General features: G+C 49.6%; 19 protein-coding genes. 13 read left to right on the top strand and 6 right to left on the bottom strand.

The features are described 5' to 3' along the window. Positions 1-3 precede the first annotated feature (3 nt). From ACINK7_RS02185 to ACINK7_RS02195, 3 genes are read left to right on the top strand one after another with little or no spacing between them, the layout of a single operon-like run. Complete coding sequence (locus tag ACINK7_RS02185) at positions 4-603, top strand: isochorismatase family protein (RefSeq protein ID WP_404359598.1); 600 nt, start codon at positions 4-6, stop codon at positions 601-603. Continuing rightward, positions 600-1,937 carry a nicotinate phosphoribosyltransferase gene (locus tag ACINK7_RS02190; protein WP_404359599.1) on the top strand — a complete coding sequence of 446 codons (1,338 nt, stop codon included), beginning with the start codon at positions 600-602 and terminating at the stop codon, positions 1,935-1,937. The genes ACINK7_RS02185 and ACINK7_RS02190 overlap by 4 nt, the downstream gene beginning before the upstream one ends. Positions 1,938-1,952: 15 nt before the next feature. Further along, a complete protein-coding gene (locus ACINK7_RS02195) occupies positions 1,953-2,522 on the top strand; it encodes a DUF2452 domain-containing protein (protein ID WP_404359600.1) in 570 nt (189 codons plus the stop codon). Between the two features lie 191 nt (positions 2,523-2,713). On the opposite strand, the gene ACINK7_RS02200 is transcribed toward ACINK7_RS02195, so the two are convergent. Beyond that, on the bottom strand, positions 2,714-3,427 hold the full coding sequence (locus ACINK7_RS02200) for a hypothetical protein (RefSeq protein ID WP_404359602.1): 714 nt from the start codon (positions 3,425-3,427) through the stop codon (positions 2,714-2,716). A 698-nt stretch (positions 3,428-4,125) separates the two neighbouring features. On the opposite strand from ACINK7_RS02200, the gene ACINK7_RS02205 reads away from it, so the two are divergent. Further along, the gene (locus ACINK7_RS02205; RefSeq protein WP_404359603.1) at positions 4,126-8,370 is read left to right on the top strand and encodes a DEAD/DEAH box helicase; all 4,245 of its coding nucleotides are present in this window, start codon (positions 4,126-4,128) and stop codon (positions 8,368-8,370) included. A gap of 125 nt (positions 8,371-8,495) precedes the next feature. Beyond that, complete coding sequence (gene smrA, locus ACINK7_RS02210; RefSeq protein ID WP_404359604.1) at positions 8,496-9,074, top strand: DNA endonuclease SmrA; 579 nt, start codon at positions 8,496-8,498, stop codon at positions 9,072-9,074. 165 nt (positions 9,075-9,239) lie between these two features. Here the strand turns inward: smrA and ACINK7_RS02215 are convergent, their stop codons facing one another. Together ACINK7_RS02215 and ACINK7_RS02220 are read right to left on the bottom strand one after the other, a co-directional pair. Further along, positions 9,240-9,716 carry a hypothetical protein gene (locus ACINK7_RS02215; RefSeq protein ID WP_404359605.1) on the bottom strand — a complete coding sequence of 159 codons (477 nt, stop codon included), beginning with the start codon at positions 9,714-9,716 and terminating at the stop codon, positions 9,240-9,242. A gap of 415 nt (positions 9,717-10,131) precedes the next feature. Further along, entirely contained in the window at positions 10,132-11,496 is a 1,365-nt protein-coding gene (locus ACINK7_RS02220; protein WP_404359606.1) for a DEAD/DEAH box helicase, read from the bottom strand. Between the two features lie 321 nt (positions 11,497-11,817). On the opposite strand from ACINK7_RS02220, the gene gmk reads away from it, so the two are divergent. Further along, on the top strand, positions 11,818-12,444 hold the full coding sequence (gene gmk / locus ACINK7_RS02225) for a guanylate kinase (RefSeq protein WP_404359607.1): 627 nt from the start codon (positions 11,818-11,820) through the stop codon (positions 12,442-12,444). A gap of 40 nt (positions 12,445-12,484) precedes the next feature. Here gmk and ACINK7_RS02230 read toward each other — a convergent pair whose 3' ends face one another. Further along, a complete protein-coding gene (locus ACINK7_RS02230) occupies positions 12,485-12,877 on the bottom strand; it encodes a hypothetical protein (protein WP_404359608.1) in 393 nt (130 codons plus the stop codon). A 331-nt stretch (positions 12,878-13,208) separates the two neighbouring features. Between ACINK7_RS02230 and ACINK7_RS02235 the strand changes: the two genes are divergently transcribed. Together ACINK7_RS02235 and ACINK7_RS02240 are read left to right on the top strand one after the other, a co-directional pair. Then, positions 13,209-14,279, top strand: a complete 1,071-nt coding sequence (locus ACINK7_RS02235; RefSeq protein ID WP_404359609.1) for a phosphotransferase enzyme family protein — start codon at positions 13,209-13,211, stop codon at positions 14,277-14,279. Positions 14,280-14,325: 46 nt separating this feature from the next. Next, the gene (locus ACINK7_RS02240) at positions 14,326-15,927 is read left to right on the top strand and encodes an NAD(P)/FAD-dependent oxidoreductase (protein ID WP_404359610.1); all 1,602 of its coding nucleotides are present in this window, start codon (positions 14,326-14,328) and stop codon (positions 15,925-15,927) included. Here ACINK7_RS02240 and ACINK7_RS02245 read toward each other — a convergent pair. Both ACINK7_RS02245 and ACINK7_RS02250 read right to left on the bottom strand, forming a co-directional pair. Further along, positions 15,917-16,537 (bottom strand): sulfite oxidase heme-binding subunit YedZ, encoded by a 621-nt coding sequence (locus ACINK7_RS02245; protein ID WP_404359611.1) that lies wholly within the window; start codon positions 16,535-16,537, stop codon positions 15,917-15,919. The two genes, ACINK7_RS02240 and ACINK7_RS02245, sit on opposite strands and share 11 nt — an antisense overlap. Positions 16,538-16,679: 142 nt before the next feature. Continuing rightward, the gene (locus ACINK7_RS02250) at positions 16,680-17,855 is read right to left on the bottom strand and encodes an NAD(P)/FAD-dependent oxidoreductase (RefSeq protein WP_404359612.1); all 1,176 of its coding nucleotides are present in this window, start codon (positions 17,853-17,855) and stop codon (positions 16,680-16,682) included. 117 nt (positions 17,856-17,972) lie between these two features. Between ACINK7_RS02250 and ACINK7_RS02255 the strand changes: the two genes are divergently transcribed. The 5 genes from ACINK7_RS02255 to ACINK7_RS02275 all read left to right on the top strand — a co-directional run bounded on the left by ACINK7_RS02255 (position 17,973) and on the right by ACINK7_RS02275 (position 22,229). Beyond that, complete coding sequence (locus ACINK7_RS02255) at positions 17,973-19,331, top strand: cryptochrome/photolyase family protein (protein ID WP_404359613.1); 1,359 nt, start codon at positions 17,973-17,975, stop codon at positions 19,329-19,331. Between the two features lie 494 nt (positions 19,332-19,825). Next, entirely contained in the window at positions 19,826-20,347 is a 522-nt protein-coding gene (locus ACINK7_RS02260; protein WP_404359614.1) for a lipocalin family protein, read from the top strand. Between the two features lie 110 nt (positions 20,348-20,457). Further along, positions 20,458-20,808: a hypothetical protein gene (locus ACINK7_RS02265; protein WP_404359615.1), complete on the top strand. Its 351-nt coding sequence runs from the start codon at positions 20,458-20,460 to the stop codon at positions 20,806-20,808. A 16-nt stretch (positions 20,809-20,824) separates the two neighbouring features. Further along, positions 20,825-21,241 carry a DUF1499 domain-containing protein gene (locus ACINK7_RS02270; RefSeq protein ID WP_404359616.1) on the top strand — a complete coding sequence of 139 codons (417 nt, stop codon included), beginning with the start codon at positions 20,825-20,827 and terminating at the stop codon, positions 21,239-21,241. A 31-nt stretch (positions 21,242-21,272) separates the two neighbouring features. Continuing rightward, complete coding sequence (locus tag ACINK7_RS02275; protein ID WP_404359617.1) at positions 21,273-22,229, top strand: YbgA family protein; 957 nt, start codon at positions 21,273-21,275, stop codon at positions 22,227-22,229. The last annotated feature ends 160 nt before the right edge of the window (positions 22,230-22,389 follow it).

The following is a 22,389-nucleotide window of genomic DNA, read 5'->3' on the forward strand; positions in this document are numbered from 1 at the left end:
GCGATGAGTCAAGTCGATTTTTTTCCAATACGACTCAAGCAAGGCGATGCGTTGCTCGTGGTCGACATTCAGAACGATTTTTTGCCGGGCGGAGCGTTGGAGGTTGCCGACGGCGATAAAATCGTTCCGGTCGTAAATGCTTATATCGAACGGTTCATGCGTAGTCACTTGCCGGTTTTTGCGACACGCGACTGGCATCCTAGCCACCATGGTTCATTCGCCGATCAAGACGGTCCTTGGCCAGTTCATTGCGTTGCCGATTCGAAAGGCGCAGAGTTTGCTCCCGGCTTAGTTCTCCCGGAGACTGTCCCCATTGTGTCCAAAGGCGATACGGCCGAGGCGGAAGGCTATTCGGCCTTTGAAAATCCGGAATTCGAGCGCCGACTGAATAACGCTTCGATACAGCGTTTGTTTGTGTGCGGCATTGCGACCGATTATTGCGTTTTGCAGACGGTACGCGATGCACTTAAACTCGGCTATAGGGTGTTTTTGTTACAAGATGCGCTAGCGGCCGCGAACGTATATCCACAAGACGGTTTAGAGGCCGAACGAATGATGGCGGACAAAGGCGCTCGTCTTATTACATTGGACGAATTAGCATGATTGCTCGCGATGCTTTATTAACCGACCTTTATCAATTGACGATGCTTCAGGGCTATTATCGGCATGCGATGACAGAGACTGCAGTATTCGAGTTTTTTGTGCGTAAGTTACCGGAAAGTCGAAATTTTCTGGTTGCGGCGGGGTTGGAGCAAGTCCTCGATTTTCTCGAAAATCTGCGGTTTAGCCAAGCCGAAATCGATTGGCTTAGCACTACCGGATATTTTAAGACGGATTTTCTGGATTATCTGGCCGAGGCAACATTTACCGGGGATGTCGACGCGATGCCGGAAGGCACCGTGTTTTTTCCGAATGAACCGATTTTGAGAGTTATAGCGCCATTTCCTGAAGCACAATTGGTAGAGAGCCGTGTAATCAACTTGTTGCATTTTCAAACGCTGATTGCATCGAAGGCCGCGCGTTCGGTTTTGATGGCTGGAGATAAGCTATTAGTCGATTTCGGTTTTCGGCGCGCGCATGGCGCCGAGGCCGGCGTTTTGGCGGCAAGAGCGAGTTATTTGGCCGGTTTTAGCGGGACGGCAACGGTTTGCGCCGGTCGGCAGTTCGGCATACCTATTTACGGTACGATGGCGCATTCGTTCGTGCAGGCACACGACGATGAAAGCGATGCTTTTCTACGCTTTGCCGAAGCTAATCCCGATAATGTCGTATTATTGATCGATACCTACGATACCGAGGCCGGCGCGAAAAAAGTCGTGGCTCTCGCGCCCAAATTACAAGCGGCCGGGATAAGGATCAAAGGCGTGCGCTTAGATAGCGGTGATCTTGCCGAGCATGCGCATAACGTCAGAAAAATACTCGATGAAGGCGGTTTGCGAAAAGTCACGATTTTTGCGAGCGGCGGCATCGACGAATATCAACTCGAAGCTTTTCGTTCGCGGCAAGCGCCGATCGACGGATACGGCATTGGCACGTATTTAGATACCTCGGCGGATGCCCCTTACCTGGATTGTGCGTATAAATTGCAGGAATACGCCGACGTGCCTAGACGCAAACGCTCTGAAGGCAAGGCGACTTGGCCGGGGCGAAAACAAGTGTATCGCCACTTCGATCTTGACGGAGTCATGATCGGCGATACAATCGCTGTAGACGATGAAGTTTGCGACGGTAAACCGTTATTGCAGCCAGTCATGCAAAACGGTCGCCAGATTACCGGAATGCAGCGGTCGCTTGAGCGTATTCGCCTCGAAACGCAAGGCCAATTGCATACGCTGCCCGGCAAATTGAAGTTATTGACGCGCGAAGAAAATTATCCGGTCGTTATTTCAGATGCCCTGAAGCATCTTGCGCAACGTGTCGACGAAGGTTATTCATAAAGGTTATTTTTAACAATGAGTTCGCATGGTCAATCGCCTAATCCGCAAGGCAAAGGATTGCTTCCTGTGCTTGATGCTTTATATACCGTTACCAGAGGCCTCAATGTCCCGGCCAAGCCTTTAAACCGGATTGCCGATGAGCTATTTACCTCGTTATTCGTATTGAGTAGCGCCATTAAATTCAAACCGGTGCTTGGTCAATGTTATTGGCTTTATCGTAAGCCGGACGGCTATCGCTTATCTTTGATCGCGCCGGAGCAATGGCCGGAGGCACAATCAGGCCTCTATGTCGGGCAATGCGAATTACAAAACGATCTGACTTGGTCGCTGGAGTTATCGGAGGAGTGTCTCGGTAATTCGGTGTTGATGGTCGAAATAGCAAGGCAACGTGAAGATTTCGACCGGCAATTGCAAGTATTTGACCGCATCGAGGAGGCCTTACCCACCTATAGCGAAACCTTGCCGTTTTATGCTCGGGTATTGGCTTCGGGGTTGGCATGTTCGCTCGGGCAATCGATGTATAAACGTGGGATCAAAGGCTTAAGTTACAGTCAAATACAATGGAGCGAGATAGCAAATCTTTAGGTACTAAAAGGCGTTTCGGGCAGAGGGTGGTAATGAATCCACTTCAACACTTCATTGACTGTTTTCGTTGTTTGAAGGGTATTGATGCGCGGAGAGATTAAAGCCAAGGCCGCGTAGGCTTTGTTTTTTTTCGCGGCCTCGGCAAGCAATGGGGTCGAGTTTCATAAGCGGTAATGGTTAGGCCGGTTCAATTAACAACGGAAATTAGCACTTAACCGGCCATAGGTTAAGGACGGTAATAGGGCGCTGTCAATTACATCGATTATCTCTTCGCAGCCGATGACTTCATTGTCGTTTTCGAGAATATGATGAGCCAAGCGGTTGATGGCGTACCAATGGCTGGGGTCTTCGATAAAGCGGAACGCGGCCAGGAACAACTCGTTTAATTTTTTACAACGTTTATCTTGAGTTGCTATTAAAGCTTCCAGATATTCGTCAACTTTTTCGAGATCGGAGGTGCCGCCATAATATCTCAGGGCTTCGACATTGACTAAGCGAGGATTGAATGTTTCATTATCCCGTTCCGCGACATATTTCGCTTCAGCCAGTGGGCCGGCCAAGAGGTTGATGATGTCGGCTTCATAAGCTAGCTGATAGGCGTGGCTTTCGTGATCGGAAAAATAGCCGCTGCTTTCGATTACCGAGAGGGGCAGGCTGTGAATCAGATTTCCACCCTCGACGGTAGCAACCCAATTTGAATGCGGTAGCTTTTTTAGACGATCGGTTTCGGGTGTCGAGGCGCACAAGCCGCCGAATGTTATTTGGAAGTAAACAGGCGGTAGATTCTTTTGTCGGTTGCACAAGTAAATTGCCGCGGCATGACCGGCTTCATGAAATGCGGTTTGTTGGACAAGTTGTCGGTGTTTTAATGGTATCGGTTCGTCTATTTGGTAGTTTCGTTTCATGGTAATCCCCGAGTGGAAAAAATGCGATAACACTATCGCATAATTGAGGAGTATCTTGAATAAGCTGAGGCGTTAAGAAGCGTATTTCAAGAGCCGGAGTCATTGTATTAGTACTAAGGTACTATTTGAATGTGTCATATTGCCGCGCGACAATATGTCGCAGTCTTTGGCAAGGCTTTTGCTAAGTAACATTGGTTTGTCTAGCGTTTAGTCTAACTATCGATTTCCGATGTGCAATATTTTATGGTGTTAATTTATCTACAGGCATTGTAAATAAAGGAAGTTCACTTAGCGAAGGATTACAACAGCGTTGTTCTAGATCATTTATTGACTAGAAACGATTGGGTGAAGGGGTTGTGGCACTTCACGCAAAATGCGGCAAATGCCCTAGTTTTTCAACTCCGCTGACTGCTTTTTGCTTGGGTCTCGGCACTAATAATGCCCTGAAACAACGATCCTTGAAGCAGGTTATGTTACTCGCATGATTGGGCGACGGCGCCGAAATCCGACTAGCAAAGGTTATATGTGGCAATTAATCGGATATACAATTTGAATTGCCGTGCTCTAGCATGTCTAAGATTAAAGTAAAAACTTTCCAAATTCCTATAAACCAAGTGTCTATATCTATCGATGCGGTCAATTCAAATGAGCAAGTGTACATTTGCGGGTTTATTTTTGCTAAACCCTAGCCGATATCAGTGACCGACTCTTTGTCTGCCTTTCATCCGGTCGTGGCCGACTGGTTTATCGAGCGTTTCGGACAGCCGTCGGAAGCCCAGGTTCGTGCTTGGCCGGCGATTCAAAGCGGGGCGTCGACATTAATCGCCGCGCCGACTGGTTCCGGTAAAACCTTGGCCGCTTTTTTGGCCGTAATCGATCAATTGGTTAAACAGGGTATCGAAGCGCCGTTGCCCGATGAAACGCGAATTTTATATATATCGCCGCTCAAGGCCTTATCGAACGACATTCATAACAATCTGGAAGAACCGTTGACCGGTATCGGTATGGCGCTTCTCGAAGCGGCTTTGCCGGATATCGTGATCCGCGCCCAGGTCCGCACCGGCGATACCTCGCAAGCCGAACGCGCGGCAATGAGACGTTTCCCGCCTCATATCCTGGTCACGACTCCGGAATCATTATATTTGTTGCTGACTTCGGAATCTGGTCGCGAGATGCTGAAATCGGTGCGTAGCGTCATCGTCGACGAGATACATGCCTTGGCCGGCAACAAACGCGGCGCACATCTCATGCTGTCACTGGAAAGGTTGACGCAGTTGACCGAAACAGAACCGGTCCGCATCGGTTTATCGGCAACGCAAAAACCCCTCGACGGTATCGCCCATTATTTAATAGGCAACCGGGCCGAGCCTTGCACGATTATCGATACCGGCCATGTCCGCCGCCGCGATCTCCAAATCGAAGTAACCGGCTCGCCGCTCGAAGCGGTCATGGCCGGCGAAGTGTGGACCGAAATCTACGACCGTCTCGAACAATTGATCGCCGAACACAGCACCACGCTGATTTTCGTCAACACGCGGCGCCAAGCGGAACGAGTAGCAGCCGCGCTAGCCGAGCGGCTCGGTGAAGAAGCGGTCACCTCGCATCACGGCAGTCTCGCGAAAGAGCATCGCCTGAATGCCGAGCAACGTCTCAAACAAGGCCGGTTGAAAGCGCTGGTCGCGACCGCCTCGCTCGAACTCGGTATCGATATCGGCGATGTCGATCTGGTTTGCCAGTTGGGCTCGCCGCATTCGATTTCGGCATTTCTGCAGCGGGTCGGCCGTTCCGGTCACCGTTTGGGGGCTACACCGAAAGGCCGATTGTTTCCGTTGTCGCGTGACGATTTGCTCGAATGCAGTGCGTTGCTCTACGCGGTCGGACAGGATTTACTCGATACGATACGGATCCCTAAGCATCCCTTGGACGTGCTGGCCCAACAAATCATCGCCGAAGTCGCTTGCCGCGAATGGCGCGAAACCGAACTGTATCAGGCTTTTCGCAGGGCCTGGCCGTACCGGGAATTGACCGAGACGGAATTCAAAGCCGTCGTCAAAATGCTCGCCGACGGATTTCATACCCGGCGCGGCCGGCGTAGCGCCTATCTGCACCGAGATGCCGTTCACGGTATGCTGCGTCCCCGAAAAGGCGCGCGCTTGACCGCATTGCTGAATGGCGGCGCGATTCCCGATTTATTCGATTACGATGTTATATTGCAACCGGAAGGCCTATTCGTCGGTACGCTCAACGAGGATTTCGCGTTCGAAAGCCTGCCCGGCGATATTTTTCAGCTCGGCAACAATTCCTACCGATTGCTCAAAGTCGAGCAGGGCAAGGTTCATGTCGAAGACGCGCATGGGCAACCTCCGAATATTCCGTTCTGGTTCGGCGAGGCGCCGGGGCGAAGCAACGAGCTGTCCGAGGCCGTCTCGGGCTTGTCCGAAAATATCGATCGCTTACTCGAACAGGGCGAGGGTGCCGCCTACCGTTATCTGATCGACCTGGCGCTGCCGCATGCCGCCGCCGAACAGCTATCGCAATATTTAGCCGCATCGAAGGCCGCGTTGACGGTATTGCCGACGCTAAACACGATCGTGTTCGAACGTTTCTTCGACGAAACGCAAGACATGCATTTCGTGATTCATTCGCCTTTCGGCTCAAGAATCAATCGGGCTTGGGGATTGGCGCTACGCAAACGCTTCTGCCGCAAATTCAATTTCGAATTACAGGCCGCCGCGGGCGAAGACAATATCGTTTTATCGCTTGGGCCGACGCACAGTTTTCCGTTGAACGAGCCGGCCGGCTATTTGAAAACTTCGACCGTAAAAAACGTATTGATACAGGCCTTGCTGGCCGCACCGATGTTTCCGACGCGATGGCGCTGGGTAACCAATACCGCACTCGCGGTACCGCGCAACCGAGCAGGCAAAAGAGTGCCTGCACAATTTCAGCGCAACAATGCCGAGGACTTGATTGCGGTGATTTTTCCGGATCAATTGGCCTGTTTCGAAAACATCGCCGGAGACCGCGAAATACCGGATCAACCTTTGGTCAATCAGGCCTTGTGGGATTGTCTGCACGAATTGATGGATATCGACGGGCTCGAAGCCCTGTTGGATGGTATAGAAAGCGGGCGGATCAAGATTGTAGCGAGGGATTTGAGCTCGCCGTCGCCTATGGCGCAGGAAATTCTTAACGCTCGGCCTTACGCCTTTTTGGACGACGCGCCGGCCGAGGAAAGAAGGACCTTGGCGATTCAACAACGCCGCTTTGCTAACCCCGAAGAAGCCGCTGAAATCGGCAGGCTCGATCCGGCCGCGATCGCGCGCGTCCAGCTTGAAGCCTGGCCAGAAGCCAATACCGCCGATGAATTGCACGATGCAATGGTCGTACTCAGTTTTATCGGCGCCGGAGAATGCTCTACGGCTCAACAACCTTTGTTTGAACAACTATGTCAAGCCCGCCGTGCGACAGAGTTGGTGCTGCCGCAAGGAAGTCGAATCCGTGTTGCGGCCGAACGTTTGTATGAATTTCAGTTGATGTTTCCAGGGATAGCAGCGCAGCCGCTAATTCAAGCCGTGGATGCCGATCCCAAGTTATCGGCGGAAATCGCTCTGCAAAACATCATGCGTAGCCGTCTGGAAGGCTTAGGGCCGGTAACTGTAGATAATTTGGCTGCTTCGCTGGAGCTGTCCGCGTCACAAATCGAACAGGCGCTTGCCGCATTGGAACAGCAAGGCTTTGCAATACAAGGCCGGTTTAGTCACGACACCGCGCAGTCCGAATGGTGCGAGCGCGGTCTGTTGGCTCGGATTCACCGCTACACACTCAAACAATTACGCAATGAGATACAGCCGGTCGCGCAAGCCGACTTCATGCGTTTTTTATTTCACTGGCACGGCCTGGACGAACCGCGAGAAGGTGAGGCAGCGTTGGAAAAAGTCTTGCTGCAATTGGAAGGCTGCAGTTTGCCGGCCGCGGTTTGGGAAACCGAAATTCTGCCGAAGCGCCTCAAGCCTTATTTTTCATCGCAGTTGGATCAGTGTTGCGGAACCGGGCGTTTTGTTTGGTTACGTTTGAAATTCAAGGCACCTGCCAAATCGCCAAGGCCGGCCGGTAAGGCTACCTCGATTGCGTTGATTGCCAGGGGGCATATTCCCTATTGGCGCGTCTATGCGCCGCTGCCGGATTACAGCGATGTTGAGCTATCGAGTGGCGCGCAAAAAGTCCACGCGGTTTTGAAAGGCTGGGGTGCGAGTTTTTTCCAAGAATTGGCCGATGAAACCGGTTTGTTGAATGCGCAAGTGCATGAAGCGATCGGTGAACTGGTCGCGGCTGGATTGATTACTTCGGATACTTTTCAAGGTTTGCGCATCTTAATTCAAACCGCTGCAGTCCGTCAACGGCGCAGCCGGCGTTATCCGGCGTACGATACCTCTGCGACCTCCGGGCGTTGGTCGTTGTTGCGTCCGATACAGAAAGCCGGTGACGATTCATTCGAACCGGTCGAGCATATCGCACGTGTATTGCTGAACCGCTACGGTGTGGTGTTTCGCAAAGTGCTCGATAACGAAGAAGGCATTCCATCCTGGCGTGAATTGTTGTATGTGTATCGTCGCCTCGAAGCGCGGGGCGAAGTTCGCGGCGGCCGTTTCGTGCAGGGGATGGCCGGCGAACACTTCGCGTTGCCGCAAGCGATCCCGATGTTGCGTGATAGCCGCAAGAAAGCGAAAGCTGGCGAATTGATCGCGATCAGCACAGCCGACCCGCTCAATCTGACCGGCATTGTCGGTAGCGGCGATCGGCTGGGAGCACAGGCCGCAAATCGGTTGCTTTACCAAGACGGCGTATTGCTGGCGTCGTCCAAAAAAAACGACGTGGTTTTTGTCGGGACGGTTGAACCCGAACAGGAATGGCAGTATAAAACAGCCTTATTGCGAAAATAAAAGAGCGACCGGCGATTTAGAGTGGCCCCTCATAGGCTGAGGCTCATGAGTATCTAAGCGCGCTTATTTGAGCTCTTCTAAATTTGTAATCAATTGATATCAACTTAACCGTTGAGGAGGTTGCAATGTCCGAGCAAGAAATCGATCTGTTTTTTCGGGAGATGGCCGATGTGGTTCCGCTGAGAACACCCGGCAAGACGACAACAAAAAGCGGAAGTACGGTTACCCCCGGCCAGCAATACCGCCGGCAACAAGCGCAGTATTCGAAAGAAGATATTGATGGCCCGCTATCGCTGGTCCTCAGAAAACCGCTGGCTGCCGATGCGTGGATAACTTACAAGCGGGACGGCATACAAACCGGTGTCTATAAAAATCTTAGACTCGGCAAATATCCGTTGGAAGCAACGCTGAATCTGTTCCGTAAAACCCCTTCCGAAGCCCGGGACGAATTACTGCAATTCGTGCACGAATGTCAAGACTGCAATATTCGTAGCGTATTGCTCGTTTTCGGACGCGGACGAAACACCGATGCCACATTGAAAAGCTATTTGGCGCAATGGTTGCCGGAAATGGAGCAAGTACAAGCCGGCCACACCGCACTGAAACAACACGGCGGCATCGCGGCCGTTTATGTATTGCTGCGCAAGAGCGAACAGCTTCGTAGCGAAAACCGCGAGCGTCACGCCGCGCGTTTGGGCGGGTAGTTTCGCAAGTTTAACCATGAAGCACATGAAGTTAATGAAGTATTTTATGAGATTACCTAAATAGTCCTGCTAATCTTTCGGGTGAGCTAAAGCTCTACACAAACGAATGGCAATCTATTGAATTAAAATATTATTCTTCATGATTATTTTCGTGGTGAATGCTTTTTATGGAGTGAAACCTTTTTCCTTGACTCTAACCCAGGCGCCGGATTCTAGATGCAACAGAAAGAGCTTGCCGATGTAATAGACGAGCAAGCCCGAAACGGCCGGGCGTAATAACAGCGATCCGGTTGATGCGGAAAGGGGGGTATAGCCTCTAACATATTTGATTAGATAATGGCTGATCCAATCATAATGGGCACCCCCGAGTATCGCTGTGACGGTGATTTTGATTTGATGATCGGAAAATGACAGGCCGTAGATTTTGCAGAGGTCGTCCATTAGTTTTGCCAGTAAGCTGCCGACTGCAATTTGGCCGGCTAGGGGGCCGGGAATAAAGCCGATGCCGCTTGCGATCAAGGTATATTTATTGAGTACCCGTTGCGCCTTTGCTTTTTTTGCCGAGCGTTTTTTTCGGCGGGGGAGTTGGTTAGGTTTGTAGAGTGGAATTTTTTCGTTATCGGGAGTATCTGTTACAGCCATTGTTTGTTCCTTTTGGGCCCGTTTTTTCAGCGACTCCTAAGTAGTAAAGAGTCTTTTGAGGTCCTTTTTAACAGTTAACGTCAATGTTCTGCAACTTTGTTGTTCAACGGAATCGGGTTTGCCTGTCAAAAATATGACGGAGTGTTGGAATCTGAATTGTCAGCACCGATTTTCGGTGAATTGTGGGAGCTCCTCTATGATACGCGGAGTATACATGTCCGCAGTCAGAGTCGGCACTCCCATTTTTGGTCTCCCATTTTAAACGGGACAGATTGACTTTTCGTTAAGCGGATTAATCGAACTGCTGGCTGAGCGGAGTCGAAGCCAATTGCCTTGTTCGCTTCGACGCCGCTCAGCGAACAAGGCTCAAACCGTCCCGGCTTAAGTGGGTAGCCCCATTTTTTAACGAATGGTGTTAAGCACTGAGGCGCCTTTGGCCTGAGCGTCCTTGTTGCGGCCGGCCTGAGCCGGAATTCGCGCCGTTACCGCGGCGCGGTTTACTACGAGCAGGCTTCGCTGCTTGGCGCTCGCTCGGCTTGCCGTTGTTGCGTTGACCGTTATTTCTGGCATCATTTCCGGTGCGCGGCGAACGTTGCTGGCGTTGCTTGAAGACCGGTTCGGGTTTGATAGTCGGGTCTGGTTGGAAGCCGTCGATTTCGATTTTGTTAATGTCGCGTTTGATCAATCGTTCGATGTCGCGCAGAAAATTATGTTCGTCGATACAGACAAGCGATATGGCTTCTCCGGCATTGCCCGCTCGACCTGTACGTCCGATACGATGGACATAATCTTCCGGTATGTTGGGGAGTTCGTAATTTACGACATGCGGTAATTGATCGATATCCAACCCGCGCGCCGCGATGTCGGTTGCTACCAAGGCACGTACCGCGCCGCTTTTGAAGTCGGCTAATGCTTTTGTGCGCGCGGCTTGACTTTTATTGCCGTGAATTGCGGCCGAACCGATTCCGTCGCGTTCGAGTTTTTCGGCGAGTTTGTTGGCGCCGTGTTTGGTACGCGTGAAGACCAATACCTGACGCCAGTCCTGGCTGCCGATTAAATGCGACAAGAGTTCTTGTTTGCGATTGCGGTCGACCGGATGGACCGTTTGAGCTACGGTTTCGACGGTTGTGTTACGCCTCGCGACTTCGATTTGCTCGGGTTTATGCAGCAACCCGTTAGCAAGTTGACGGATTTCATCGGAGAACGTTGCTGAAAAGAGTAGGTTTTGTCGGCCGTCGTGACCGTTCGGCGGGAGTAATGCTAGGATTTTTCGGATGTCGCGAATAAAGCCCATGTCGAGCATGCGGTCGGCTTCGTCGAGCACCAGTATTTCCAATTGCGATAAATCAACGGTTTTCTGTGCGATATGATCGAGCAGACGTCCCGGCGTCGCGATTAGAATATCCACGCCACGCCGTAATTGCGCGATTTGCGGGTTGATGCTGAGGCCGCCGAAGATTACCGCCGATTTTAACGGTAAATATTTTCCGTAAGTATCGACACTTTCGGCGACTTGAGCGGCGAGTTCGCGAGTAGGCGTTAGGATCAGTGCTCTTACCGCACGTCGATTACTTTTGGGTTTTTGGGTGTGCAGCAGGTGCAGCAAGGGTAATGTGAAACCTGCGGTTTTGCCGGTACCGGTTTGTGCGCCGGCCAGAACATCACGACCGTTGAGAATTGCGGGTATCGCTTGACGTTGAACAGGTGTTGGCGTGCTGTAGCCTTGTTCTGAGACAGCACGGACTAATTCGGCGGCTAGGCCGAGTTCGGAAAATAACATATTGGAAAATGCTCCTGGAATGGCCTACCCGGGAATGCCCTGGGTCAGTCTAGGCGGGATTCGCATAAAGTGAAGAAAATCGAAGTGTACCGGGGAGGTGACCGCGAGGTGCGGCGCAGACTGAAGTGCGCCGGAATTAGCGGCATTGTAACAGACCTACTGTTATTAAGTCGTTTTTTTTAATGTTATCTTTTGCTTGGGTGCTTTTTATATAGTGTTGGTTGAAATTATCGTGAGTTTTTTCCTAAGTTTCCATAGAAAGAGTGAACAACATATAATGCTCAGTTGAATGCACTCCCTTCATTTAACATACTTTGAGTCATGACAACCGGCAATCTCTATATCATTTCCGCACCTTCTGGAGCTGGTAAAACCAGTTTGGTTAAACAGTTAACGGAGGAGCTCGACAAACTGACCGTTTCGATTTCCCATACGACGAGGCAACAACGTCCCGGAGAAGTCGACGGGCAGGATTATTTTTTTGTTTCGGTCGATGAATTTAAGACAATGCTTTCCGAGCAGGCATTTCTTGAACATGCTCAGGTATTCGATAACTATTATGGAACCGCTCGGCAGACTGTTGAGGACAGCCTTGATCAAGGGGTTGATGTGATACTCGAAATCGATTGGCAAGGGGCGCAACAAATTAAAAAAATACTGCCGGATTGTATTGCTATTTTTATTTTACCTCCTTCGGTTAGCGTATTGGAGCAGCGCTTGCGTAATCGAGGACAGGATAGCGAGGAAACAATTGCTCGGCGCATGCGCGATGCGGTGACGGAAATGAGCCATTACGGCGAATACGATTATATGATTGTCAATGATGTATTCGAACGCGCACTGAATTCGTTAATAAGTATCGTCGTTTCGCATCGTTTCCACATCGATAAACAAAGGGAAGCATTGCAGAGTCTGTTAGAGGAGTTATTGAGCCGCGAGCAAAAATGATAGCTCCTGGCTCAATTGCCGAAAATCTTTCGTAAGTTGGTTACGGTTCAAATGGCATTTCTGCGACTTCCAGCGTTTTGCGGCGCCTATCGCCTTTTCTTCGGTCTGCAAATTCAATATCAGAATGGTTTTTTCTGATCCGAGGATCGTTTTGCCAGCAGCGGTGAAAATATTCGCGCACGATAATCATTTTTCCGTTAATTGGTTGTTTGTTGAGCTTTTTTATCACTCTTGCTCCGGCCGAATCGGGCTCAACTCTGACTAGCCCGTGATATTCATGGGTGTTACGAGTGCTGTCTGTTATTTGTAATATTTTTATCGTGTTAATGTAGCCTTTTTTTGTAAAGAATCCTCCGTTCAGTGCCGGCTCGATGAATGATTTGATTTCAAATTTGTTGGTGTCAGACGGAATTCTTCTCATAAAAATGATCATGTCGGTACCACGTGTTGCTTGTTATTTTGGAAACGATCCAGTGATTTATCGTGTAGCGCAAGGCTTTGAAGTAGCGGAGTAATTTGTGTTCCTGGCTACTAAGTTTAGCGATTTAGAGGGCTCGCTGAGAGCTCTTTGTTTCCGGCTTAGGGCGTTAGCTTTAAACCGCAAATTAACACCATTACTATTCACCTGCAACTGTGTTATGTGACTACGAAAGCAGAAAAAATATCTATCAACCAAGATTGGATATAACCCTTTTTGGTTCGATTTCTTTTATTTTGTTCTACTCAGAGCGTCTAATATTTATCCTTTTTCAGTGTAAAGACTCATGCATGAGATAGCGTCTCGGTTTACGCAATCGGTTATCATCCAAATCAGCGAGTTGGGTAACGGCCTAATCAACGATACTTTTTTAATCGATACGGTATCCGGGCGTTTTGTTTTGCAACGGATCAATCGTCGGGTTTTTGCCGAACCTAAGTTGATTGTGACCAACTTGATCGAACTTAATAACTATATAACGCAACAAGCTGAATCCGACCTTAAGCTGCGTATTCCTGCCATCGTCAAAACAATTTCCGGAGAAGCTTATTATCAAGATGCGCGGGGCGAGATCTGGCGAGCGCTGCAATATCTCGAAAATACGATTAGTTTCGAAACAGTCGAAGACATTAAGCAAGCGGAGCAAGCAGGGTTTGCGTTAGGCTATTTTCATCGTTTAGCCAGTGGTTTGAGTGTCGATCGTTTGCACGATACCTTGCCCGGTTTTCATATCGCGCCGGCTTATTTACGGCAATATCAACAAGTTCGTCAAAAGACGGCAATTCAAGATTCAGCAGACGTTCGGTATTGCGCTGATTTTATCGATCGACTGCAAGCGTTGCCGGAAGTGTTGGAAGAGGCAAAACTAAGAGGAGTATTGGCCGAGCGCGTGATTCATGGCGATCCTAAGTTGAATAACTTTTTGTTCGACCGCGATACGCATCGGGTTGTCAGTCTGATCGATTTAGATACCGTCAAGCCCGGTCTGGTCCATTACGACATAGGCGATTGCATCCGTTCGTTATGCCATATCGAAAGTTCCGACGATTTCGATACGGCGATTTGCGAAGCGGTGTTAACGCATTACTTGGCCGAAACGCGAGCGTTTTTTACCGAACACGACTATTTCTATCTTTATCCGGCGATACGGCTGATTCCATTCGAGTTGGGTTTGCGGTTTTTTACCGACTATTTGTCAGGTAATGTTTATTTTAAAGTTTCCGAGCCGAAACAAAATCTATGGCGGGCTGTAGCGCAATTCAGATTTTGCGAGAGTATTGAGCGGCATAAGAAATCTATCGAAAAAATCATAACAAAACTGGCTCCGACCGCTTCGAAATTTCAAGTGCGAAAATGATATTTATGAAATAATCCGCGGCTTTAAATCATCTTGCCGAAGTAGCATGCTGCGACTGACCGAACTAAAATTGCCACTCGATCATCAACCGGACCAGCTAAAAACCGCGATTATCGAAAAATTAGTCATTAAACCTTCCGAGCTACTGAAATATACGATATTTAAACGCAGTTATGACGCCCGCAAGCGTGGCGCAATCATGCTGATCTATTCGGTGGATGTCGAAACCACGAAAGAAGCGGAAATTATGCAACGTTTAGCCAAGGATCCGCAGGTTCGTCCGACGCCGGATATGGCTTATCGCTTTGTTGCGAAGGCGCCCGATGGTCTGACCAAACAGCCGGTTGTCATCGGTACCGGGCCTTGTGGTTTGTTTGCCGGTTTGGTTTTGGCGCAAATGGGATTTCGTCCGATTATTCTGGAGCGAGGCAAAGCGGTGCGTGAGCGGACTGTCGACACTTTCGGGTTGTGGCGTAAGCGAGACTTTAACCCGGAGTCGAATGTGCAGTTCGGCGAAGGCGGTGCCGGTACCTTTTCGGACGGTAAGCTCTATAGCCAAATCAAGGACCCGGGCTATCGCGGTCGTAAAGTTTTGACCGAATTTGTCAAGGCCGGTGCGCCGCCTGAAATACTCTATGTTAATAAACCTCATATCGGTACGTTTAGGCTGGTTTCAATGGTTGAATCGATGCGCGCCGAGATTGAAGCCTTGGGCGGTCAAATTCGTTTTCAAAGCCGGGTCGAGGATGTCGAAATTGACAATGGTCAGGTCAAGGGCGTAGTGCTTGCCGGAGGTGAGCGTATCGATACCGAGCATGTCGTGTTGGCGGTTGGTCACAGTGCGCGGGATACTTTTGGCATGCTGTATCGACGGGGTGTCTATATCGAGGCCAAGCCGTTTTCTATCGGTTTTCGGATCGAACATCCTCAATCGATGATCGATCAATGCCGTTTCGGGTCGCAGGCCGGACATCCGTTATTGGGTGCGGCCGATTACAAATTAGTGCATCATTGCCGTAACGGTCGCGCAGTGTATAGTTTTTGCATGTGCCCGGGCGGTACGGTGGTCGCGGCAACCTCGGAGCCCGGTCATGTCGTGACCAACGGTATGAGCCAATATTCGCGCAACGAACGAAACGCCAATAGCGCGATCGTCGTCGATGTCGCTCCGGCCGATTTTCCCGGCACCCCTTTGGCAGGTATTGAGTTTCAACGTCGATGGGAACGAAAAGCTTTTGAATTAGGCGGCGGTAATTACGATGCGCCTGGGCAATTGGTCGGCGATTTTTTGGCGGGCCGGCCTTCAACCCGTTTAGGTTCGGTATTGCCGTCCTATACGCCGGGGTTGCATTTATGCGATTTGGCTTCGGCACTGCCGGATTTTGTGATCGAGGCGATCAAAGAAGCGTTGCCGGCATTCGACAAACAAATCAAAGGTTTTGCTATGCATGATGCGGTATTGACGGGTGTCGAAACAAGAACGTCTTCGCCTATCCGTATCAAACGGGATGAGTGCTTGCAAAGCCTGAATACTCAGGGTTTATTTCCTGCCGGAGAAGGCGCCGGTTATGCCGGCGGCATTCTGTCCGCGGCTGTCGACGGTATCAAGGTGGCGGAAGCGGTCGCTTTGGCAATCGTTAATCCTTAACGGCTTCTGTTTTACTGGCGGTAGTTTTTTTGTTGTTCCTGACGATGCCTCGGATGACAAACAATGCTAATAGAATGAAACCGTAAAACAAAGGTCGGGTCAGATCGGCTTTTACGGTCAAGGCGAAATGTAAAATAGCGAGTAAGCCGATTACATAGACTGCGCTGTGCAGTTTTTTCCAGTTTTTCCCGAGCTTTCTCATCATGCTATTGGTTGATGTAACAGCCAACGGGACGAGCAGTAGATAAGCCAATAAACCCACCATTACAATGGGACTGTTGTAGAGGTCTTCAATAATAAGGGCAAAGCTGAACGAATGTTCGAAACCGATAAAGATGAGAAAATGCACCGAGCAATAAAAAAAAGTGAACAAAGCGACGACGCGCCTGTATTTTTGCAGGCCGGGTTGTTTGAAAATCATCTTAGCCGGCGTAAACGCCAACGTAATCAGCAGAAACCTTAACGACCAGATGCCGCTTTCTTTCGCCAGCGCTTCGACCGGGTTAGGCCCGAGCGAGTCGGTCAAGGCATTCCATAGCATCAGCAGAAAAGGAATCAGAGCGATTATAAAAATGACGCATTTGATTTCGAAGGTCGATAACTTGTTCATCCGACCGCCGATTTTGGATATCCGTGATTATTCATGGGGCAATCACCGGTTGATTTTTGTTTTATTTTGAAGCCAATCTTAACCGTGGCTTAAAAATTAACTTACCACTTTATCGAGATAAGACAACAGTTATCCCACTCATTTAACCAATATAGCTATCCACGCCGGAAAGCAATAGGTCGTATTGCATTTCGGTCGTCTCCTTGATTAAGTAAGCCGGCACGCCTTTGACGATGTTGCCGGGGGTGCCGACCCAGCCGACAGCATCCGAGGGGCCAAGACTTAAGACATAGCCGATATCGCGGTGCATGTAAGGCAAACAAAAACGGGTCAATCCGGCTTCCAACAGAATGTTTTTGGCTGCTGCCCGTCCTTTACGCAGAGCCGATTGAGCCGTCATCGAGTTCGACCCCATCATGTCGTAATGCGAACAATCGCCGGCGGTAAATATCCGCGTCAAAGTTTCCTTGTCTAAGCGAATTTGTCCTGAACTATTGGCATGCCATAGCGTTTGCGGTTTTTTCCCTGTGAGCAGCAAGGTGAGTTGCGAATCCGAAATTTCACGGCGTTCTCCCTGTTTCTGTACAAGACACGCCGTTTGTTCGGCGCTACTTTCAAAATGCCACTCCGGCATGAATGCGATACGCTTTTCGATCATACGTTGTTCGACATAATCACCGAATGCATGCGGAAATCGGCCCAGCAATTTTGCATGTGCATCGTACACATTTAGCCGAAACTCGACATGCATCGCTTTTAAGACATGGTCTATTTCAAAAGCGAATTGGATGCCGGTCGGGCCGCCTCCAATTAGGTTGATCGTTTTTTCCGGTCCCCCATTGCTAACAAAGCGTTCAAGAATTTCGGCCCCTGAATTCAGTGTCAATGCAGTCAAGTCATAAAAATTAGGCCGGCGAAGCGGCGTACCGGAAGAAGCTCCGGTAGTTATCAGCATAAAATCGAAGGGCAGTATTTCCGTGTCGGTCTTAATAGCCCGTTGATCTTGCCAGTCTTTTAGCCGGTTTTCATTGATATCGACGGCGTATTGCCGATGGTCAAATTGAAAACGTTCGGCCAATGTCTTATAGGGAATGCGAATGCTTTCCAGAGGTCTATGTATGGTTTCGTGTAGTCTCGTGATGATCAAGTGCCAAGGTTTCGGGTCGATCAACGTAATGCGTGCATCGGGAGACGCTTTTCTCAGCGTTATCAAGGCCGACAAACCTGCATAGCCACCGCCGACGATGACGACATGTAACGGTTGGCTGCCCTGGGTTTCGGAGCTATCAATAGTGTTGTGTGTGGATGTCGTATTCATGGTTTCGCTGGCTTAAGAGGTTCGGGTTACTGAGTTCGAAGTATATATTATCGTCCGAGACTGGCATTCGAAAAATTTAAGGATAAACTGGCAAGTAGAAAATGATATTGCCAACTGATGACTTGCTATAACAAATCACTTTATATTGTTCGCCGCGACATGCGTATCGATGACAACACGGCTCTTAATGAAGCATTGCGCTTGTCGGAACAAGTGCAAGCTTGCTTTATCTTCGATCCGTCTCAGATTAATGAGCATCCTTACCAAAGTAAGCCGGCGCTGCAATTCATGCTACAAAGTCTGGACGATTTACGGGAGCAATTTCGAGAGCGCGGCGCCTATTTGACTATTGTGCGCGGCGAGCCCGAGAAAATAGTAAAAGATTGGGTGCTTGCTTGCGGTATCGAGGCCGTATTTGTCAACCGTGACTACACGCCGTTCAGTCGGCATCGCGACTATCGCTTACAGCAAGTTTGTATCGAGCTCGATATTGCATGGTATTCATGCGCGGATTTGCTATTGAACGAGCCGGAACAGGTCCTCAAACGCGATGGCTCGGCTTATAAAGTATTTACCGCTTTCTACAATAATGCGCGAAGGATTCCTGTCGGCTTGCCGCAAACTTTGGCTGAAGGCTGTTTTTGCGCGCCGCCGGAATGCCCGTTGTACGACTACGAGCCGCTCAAAACGAATGACGGTCCGAACGTGCGGGGCGGGCGTCGACAGGCGTTGGCAATATTCGATGCCCTGGAAAACCTTAAAGAGTATCAAAACCTGCGGGATTACCCGGCTTTGGCTTCGACCAGCCTATTGTCGGCGCATTTGAAATTCGGCACCGTTTCGATACGCGAAGCTTTCTATGCCGTACAATGCGTTCTGGGCGACGGCCATCCCTTGCTGCGTCAATTTTACTGGCGCGATTTTTTTACGCACATCGCTTACTATTTTCCCGAAGTATTCGGGCATGCGTTCGCGCGCAAATACGACGCATTGCCGTGGCGAAATGATCAGGTACAGTTTTATGCCTGGGCCGAGGGAAGAACCGGTTTTCCGATCGTCGATGCCGGGATGCGCGAATTGAATCGAACCGGTTATATGCATAACCGTGTGCGGATGATTACCGCGTCTTTTTTAGTCAAGGATTTGCATATTAGCTGGCGCTGGGGCGAGCGTTATTTCGCGCAGCACTTGGTCGATTACGATCCCTGCGTAAATAACGGTAACTGGCAGTGGGCCGCGTCGACCGGTTGCGATGCCCAGCCGTATTTCAGAATTTTCAATCCTTGGCTGCAACAACAGAAGTTCGATGCGGATTGTGAGTATATTTACCGATGGATACCCGGATTACGCCCGTTCGCACCGAGTATTATTCACCGTTGGGATAAAAAATTTGAGGTCTGCGACTATCCGAAACCGATCGTCGATCACCGGCTCGAGAGCGAAAAGGCCAAGGCGATGTTTCGCGGGATTGAATGAAACGGCAAATTGGCGTTACTGTGAAAGTTCGTAGATTCGGACTCTTTATCTAATTTTTTGATAAACGTAGCTCGGCAGAGCAAATGCGGGCTCCGACGAGGGGGCGGTTGCTCGACCGACAGGCGTCGGCGTCAGGGAGCCGCCGTCGAGCCTACATGGATGTATTCACCCAGCCCCTAAATTCCATAGCCCATCGGTCATGGTTAATAGTCTTACTAATTTAGGGGCTGGGTCCTGTCGGGCGAGTGACCGCACCCAGCCGCCCCTCGCACTTTCATTTGCCGGAGCGATTGCTGGGCCTTCATGAACGTTACTGTAAAGATAAGCCTATAAAAAGCATTTTTTCACGAAAATAAAAATTAAGGAAATAGTCAATAAGTCGTAAGGTACGCATCATGTACCTTTTTTAGGCTCTATAACTCGGTAAGGCTTGTGAAACGGTACGCGATGTCCTACACACTATTCAAATTTCAATGTTTGAACACAGGAAAACCATGAAACGTATCATATTAATCGGATTGTTATTTTTAACGGGATGCGTCGATTTGCCGGAAGGTATTACGCCGGTCGGCAATTTCGAAGTCGAGCGCTATCTAGGAAAATGGTATGAGATAGCTCGACTCGATCACCGGTTTGAAAGAGGTTTGACCCATATTTCCGCCGAATACAGTTTGAGAGAAGATGGCGGTCTTAAGGTAATCAACAAGGGTTACAATACCGAATACCAGGAATGGGATAGCGCCGAAGGCAAGGCTTATTTCGTTGGCCGGCCGGATATCGGCCGTCTGAAAGTTTCTTTTTTCGGGCCGTTTTACGGCGGTTACAACATCATTGCATTGGATAAGGAAAACTATAGTTATGCGATGATCGCGGGTCCCGATCGCGATTATTTATGGATTTTATCGCGGACTCCGACACTAGCCCCTGAGATTGTCGAGCGATTGGTTACTCAAGCGAAGGAGTTAGATTTTGCGGTTGATCAGTTGATTTATACCGAACAAACACAAACACCGTGAAGCTATATCGCCTTTATCGACGTCAGTCATTGAGGCTTTCTTTTTCGGAAGCGTGGGACTTTTTTTCGTCGCCCCATCATCTGAATGACATTACGCCGGAATTTTTCAACGTGAGCATTACGTCCGACGTTCCGGATCGAATTTATGCCGGTCTATTGATCGCTTATCGAATGAAGGCGGTATTCGGCTTTCCGATGACATGGCTTTCAGAAATTAGCCATTGCGATGAACCGAATTATTTTATTTATCAACAGCGAATCGGGCCTTTCAAATTCTGGAGCCATGAAGTGCGTCTGACAGAACAAGGTCAAGGCGTTGTTTTAGAAGATATCATGTTTTACGCGATGCCGTTGGGTTGGCTAGGCGCTATACTTAACCAATTATTGATTGCCGACAGGCTCGACCGGATTTTTGCGGTCCGGCGTGACTATATCAAGGCAAAATGGGGGAGTGATGATTAAACGGGAGATATTGATAATGCTATGTTTTGCGTGGTTCATTAAAAATGCTCAGGCGGAAAGCGCGCCTGGCTTGGTCGACGGTCACTTGAAAAATTGCCCGGGTTCGCCTAACTGTGTGAACAGTGAGCAGGACGATATCGAACCGATAGCCTTCGGCGATCTTTCGGTGGATGAAGCATGGCAAAAGCTGCAGCAGGCAATTAGCGGCGAAGGCGGCGAATTGAAAAGTGTTTCCGGCGACTATCTCTGGGCGATTTTCAAAACGCCGATGCTGCGTTTTACCGATGACGTCGAAGCCAGACTCGATTCCGGTAATCGGCAAATTCATTTGCGTTCCGCATCGCGTGTCGGTTATTCCGACTTTGGAACCAATCGTAGGCGTCTGGAATCTATTAAAAACCGTTATCAGCGGTTGTCGAAAGCAGCAGATTGATAGCGCTTGGATATGGCACCATGGAGTGACTATGATGAACGAACACGCACATAAAATCAGGGTTGGCATCAGCAGTTGCCTGCTTGGTGAGGAGGTCCGTTTTGATGGCGGTCATAAAAGCAATGCCTATATTCGTAAAACCTTGAGCCATTATTTCGAGTTTGTGCCTTTTTGTCCGGAAGTCGAAAGCGGCATGGGCATTCCTCGCCCGACAATTCAGCTCAGATATACCGACCGAGGCGTCCGTTGCGTCGGCGTCAAGGACCATAATATCGATGTGACCGACCAGTTACTTGGCTGTGCCGAACAGCAGCGGCACTGGCTTGCCGGATTATGTGGGTATATCCTGAAGAAGGATTCGCCGAGTTGCGGAATGACGCGAGTCAAAATATATCGAGAGGCTCATGCCGATCGGGTCGGCACGGGTATTTTCGCGCAATTCGTCAAAGACAATTTTCCGCTGTTGCCGATGGAAGAAGAGGGGCGTTTAGGTGACCCGAGGTTGCGCGAGAATTTTGTTCAACGGGTCTATGTGATGTATCGCTGGAAAATGTTGTGTGCTGAGCCGATAACACCGAGTCGGCTAACTATCTTTCACAGCCAACATAAACTGATTGCGATGAGCCACGATCAGAACGAGGCGAGGGACCTCGGGCGCTTAGCCGCCAGTGCCGTTAAAGGCAACGCCCAGGAAATTGCAGGGCAATATGGTACTGCCTTAATGCGCTGTCTTAAAAAAACGGCAAGCCGGGGTAATCATGTCAATGTGTTGCAGCATATTCAAGGTTATTTGAAAAAATCGCTCGATGCGGACGACAAAGCCGAATTGACCGAAACGATAGAGCGCTATCGCTTGGGGCTGTTACCGTTGATTGTGCCTATCACGCTGCTTCGTCATCATTTTCGCCGGCAGCCGGACCCTTTTATCGATCAATCGTATTATATGTCGCCTTACCCTGAAGAATTGACGATAATGAATGAGATTTAGGACCGGGCTCTAAATTTTCTCGTTCCCACCGCTCCAGCGTGGGAGTGCATCTCGGTCTTGCTATTGCAACCAGGGTGTGGGTTCCCACAGTGGACCTTGGGAACGAGGAAAAAAGTGAAAGGTGAAAGAGAAAGATGAAAGATGTGTTCTGCGGGAGTGA

This window comes from Methylotuvimicrobium sp. KM1 (assembly GCF_044788715.1).
In the GTDB taxonomy this organism is placed as follows: Bacteria; Pseudomonadota; Gammaproteobacteria; order Methylococcales; family Methylomonadaceae; genus Methylotuvimicrobium.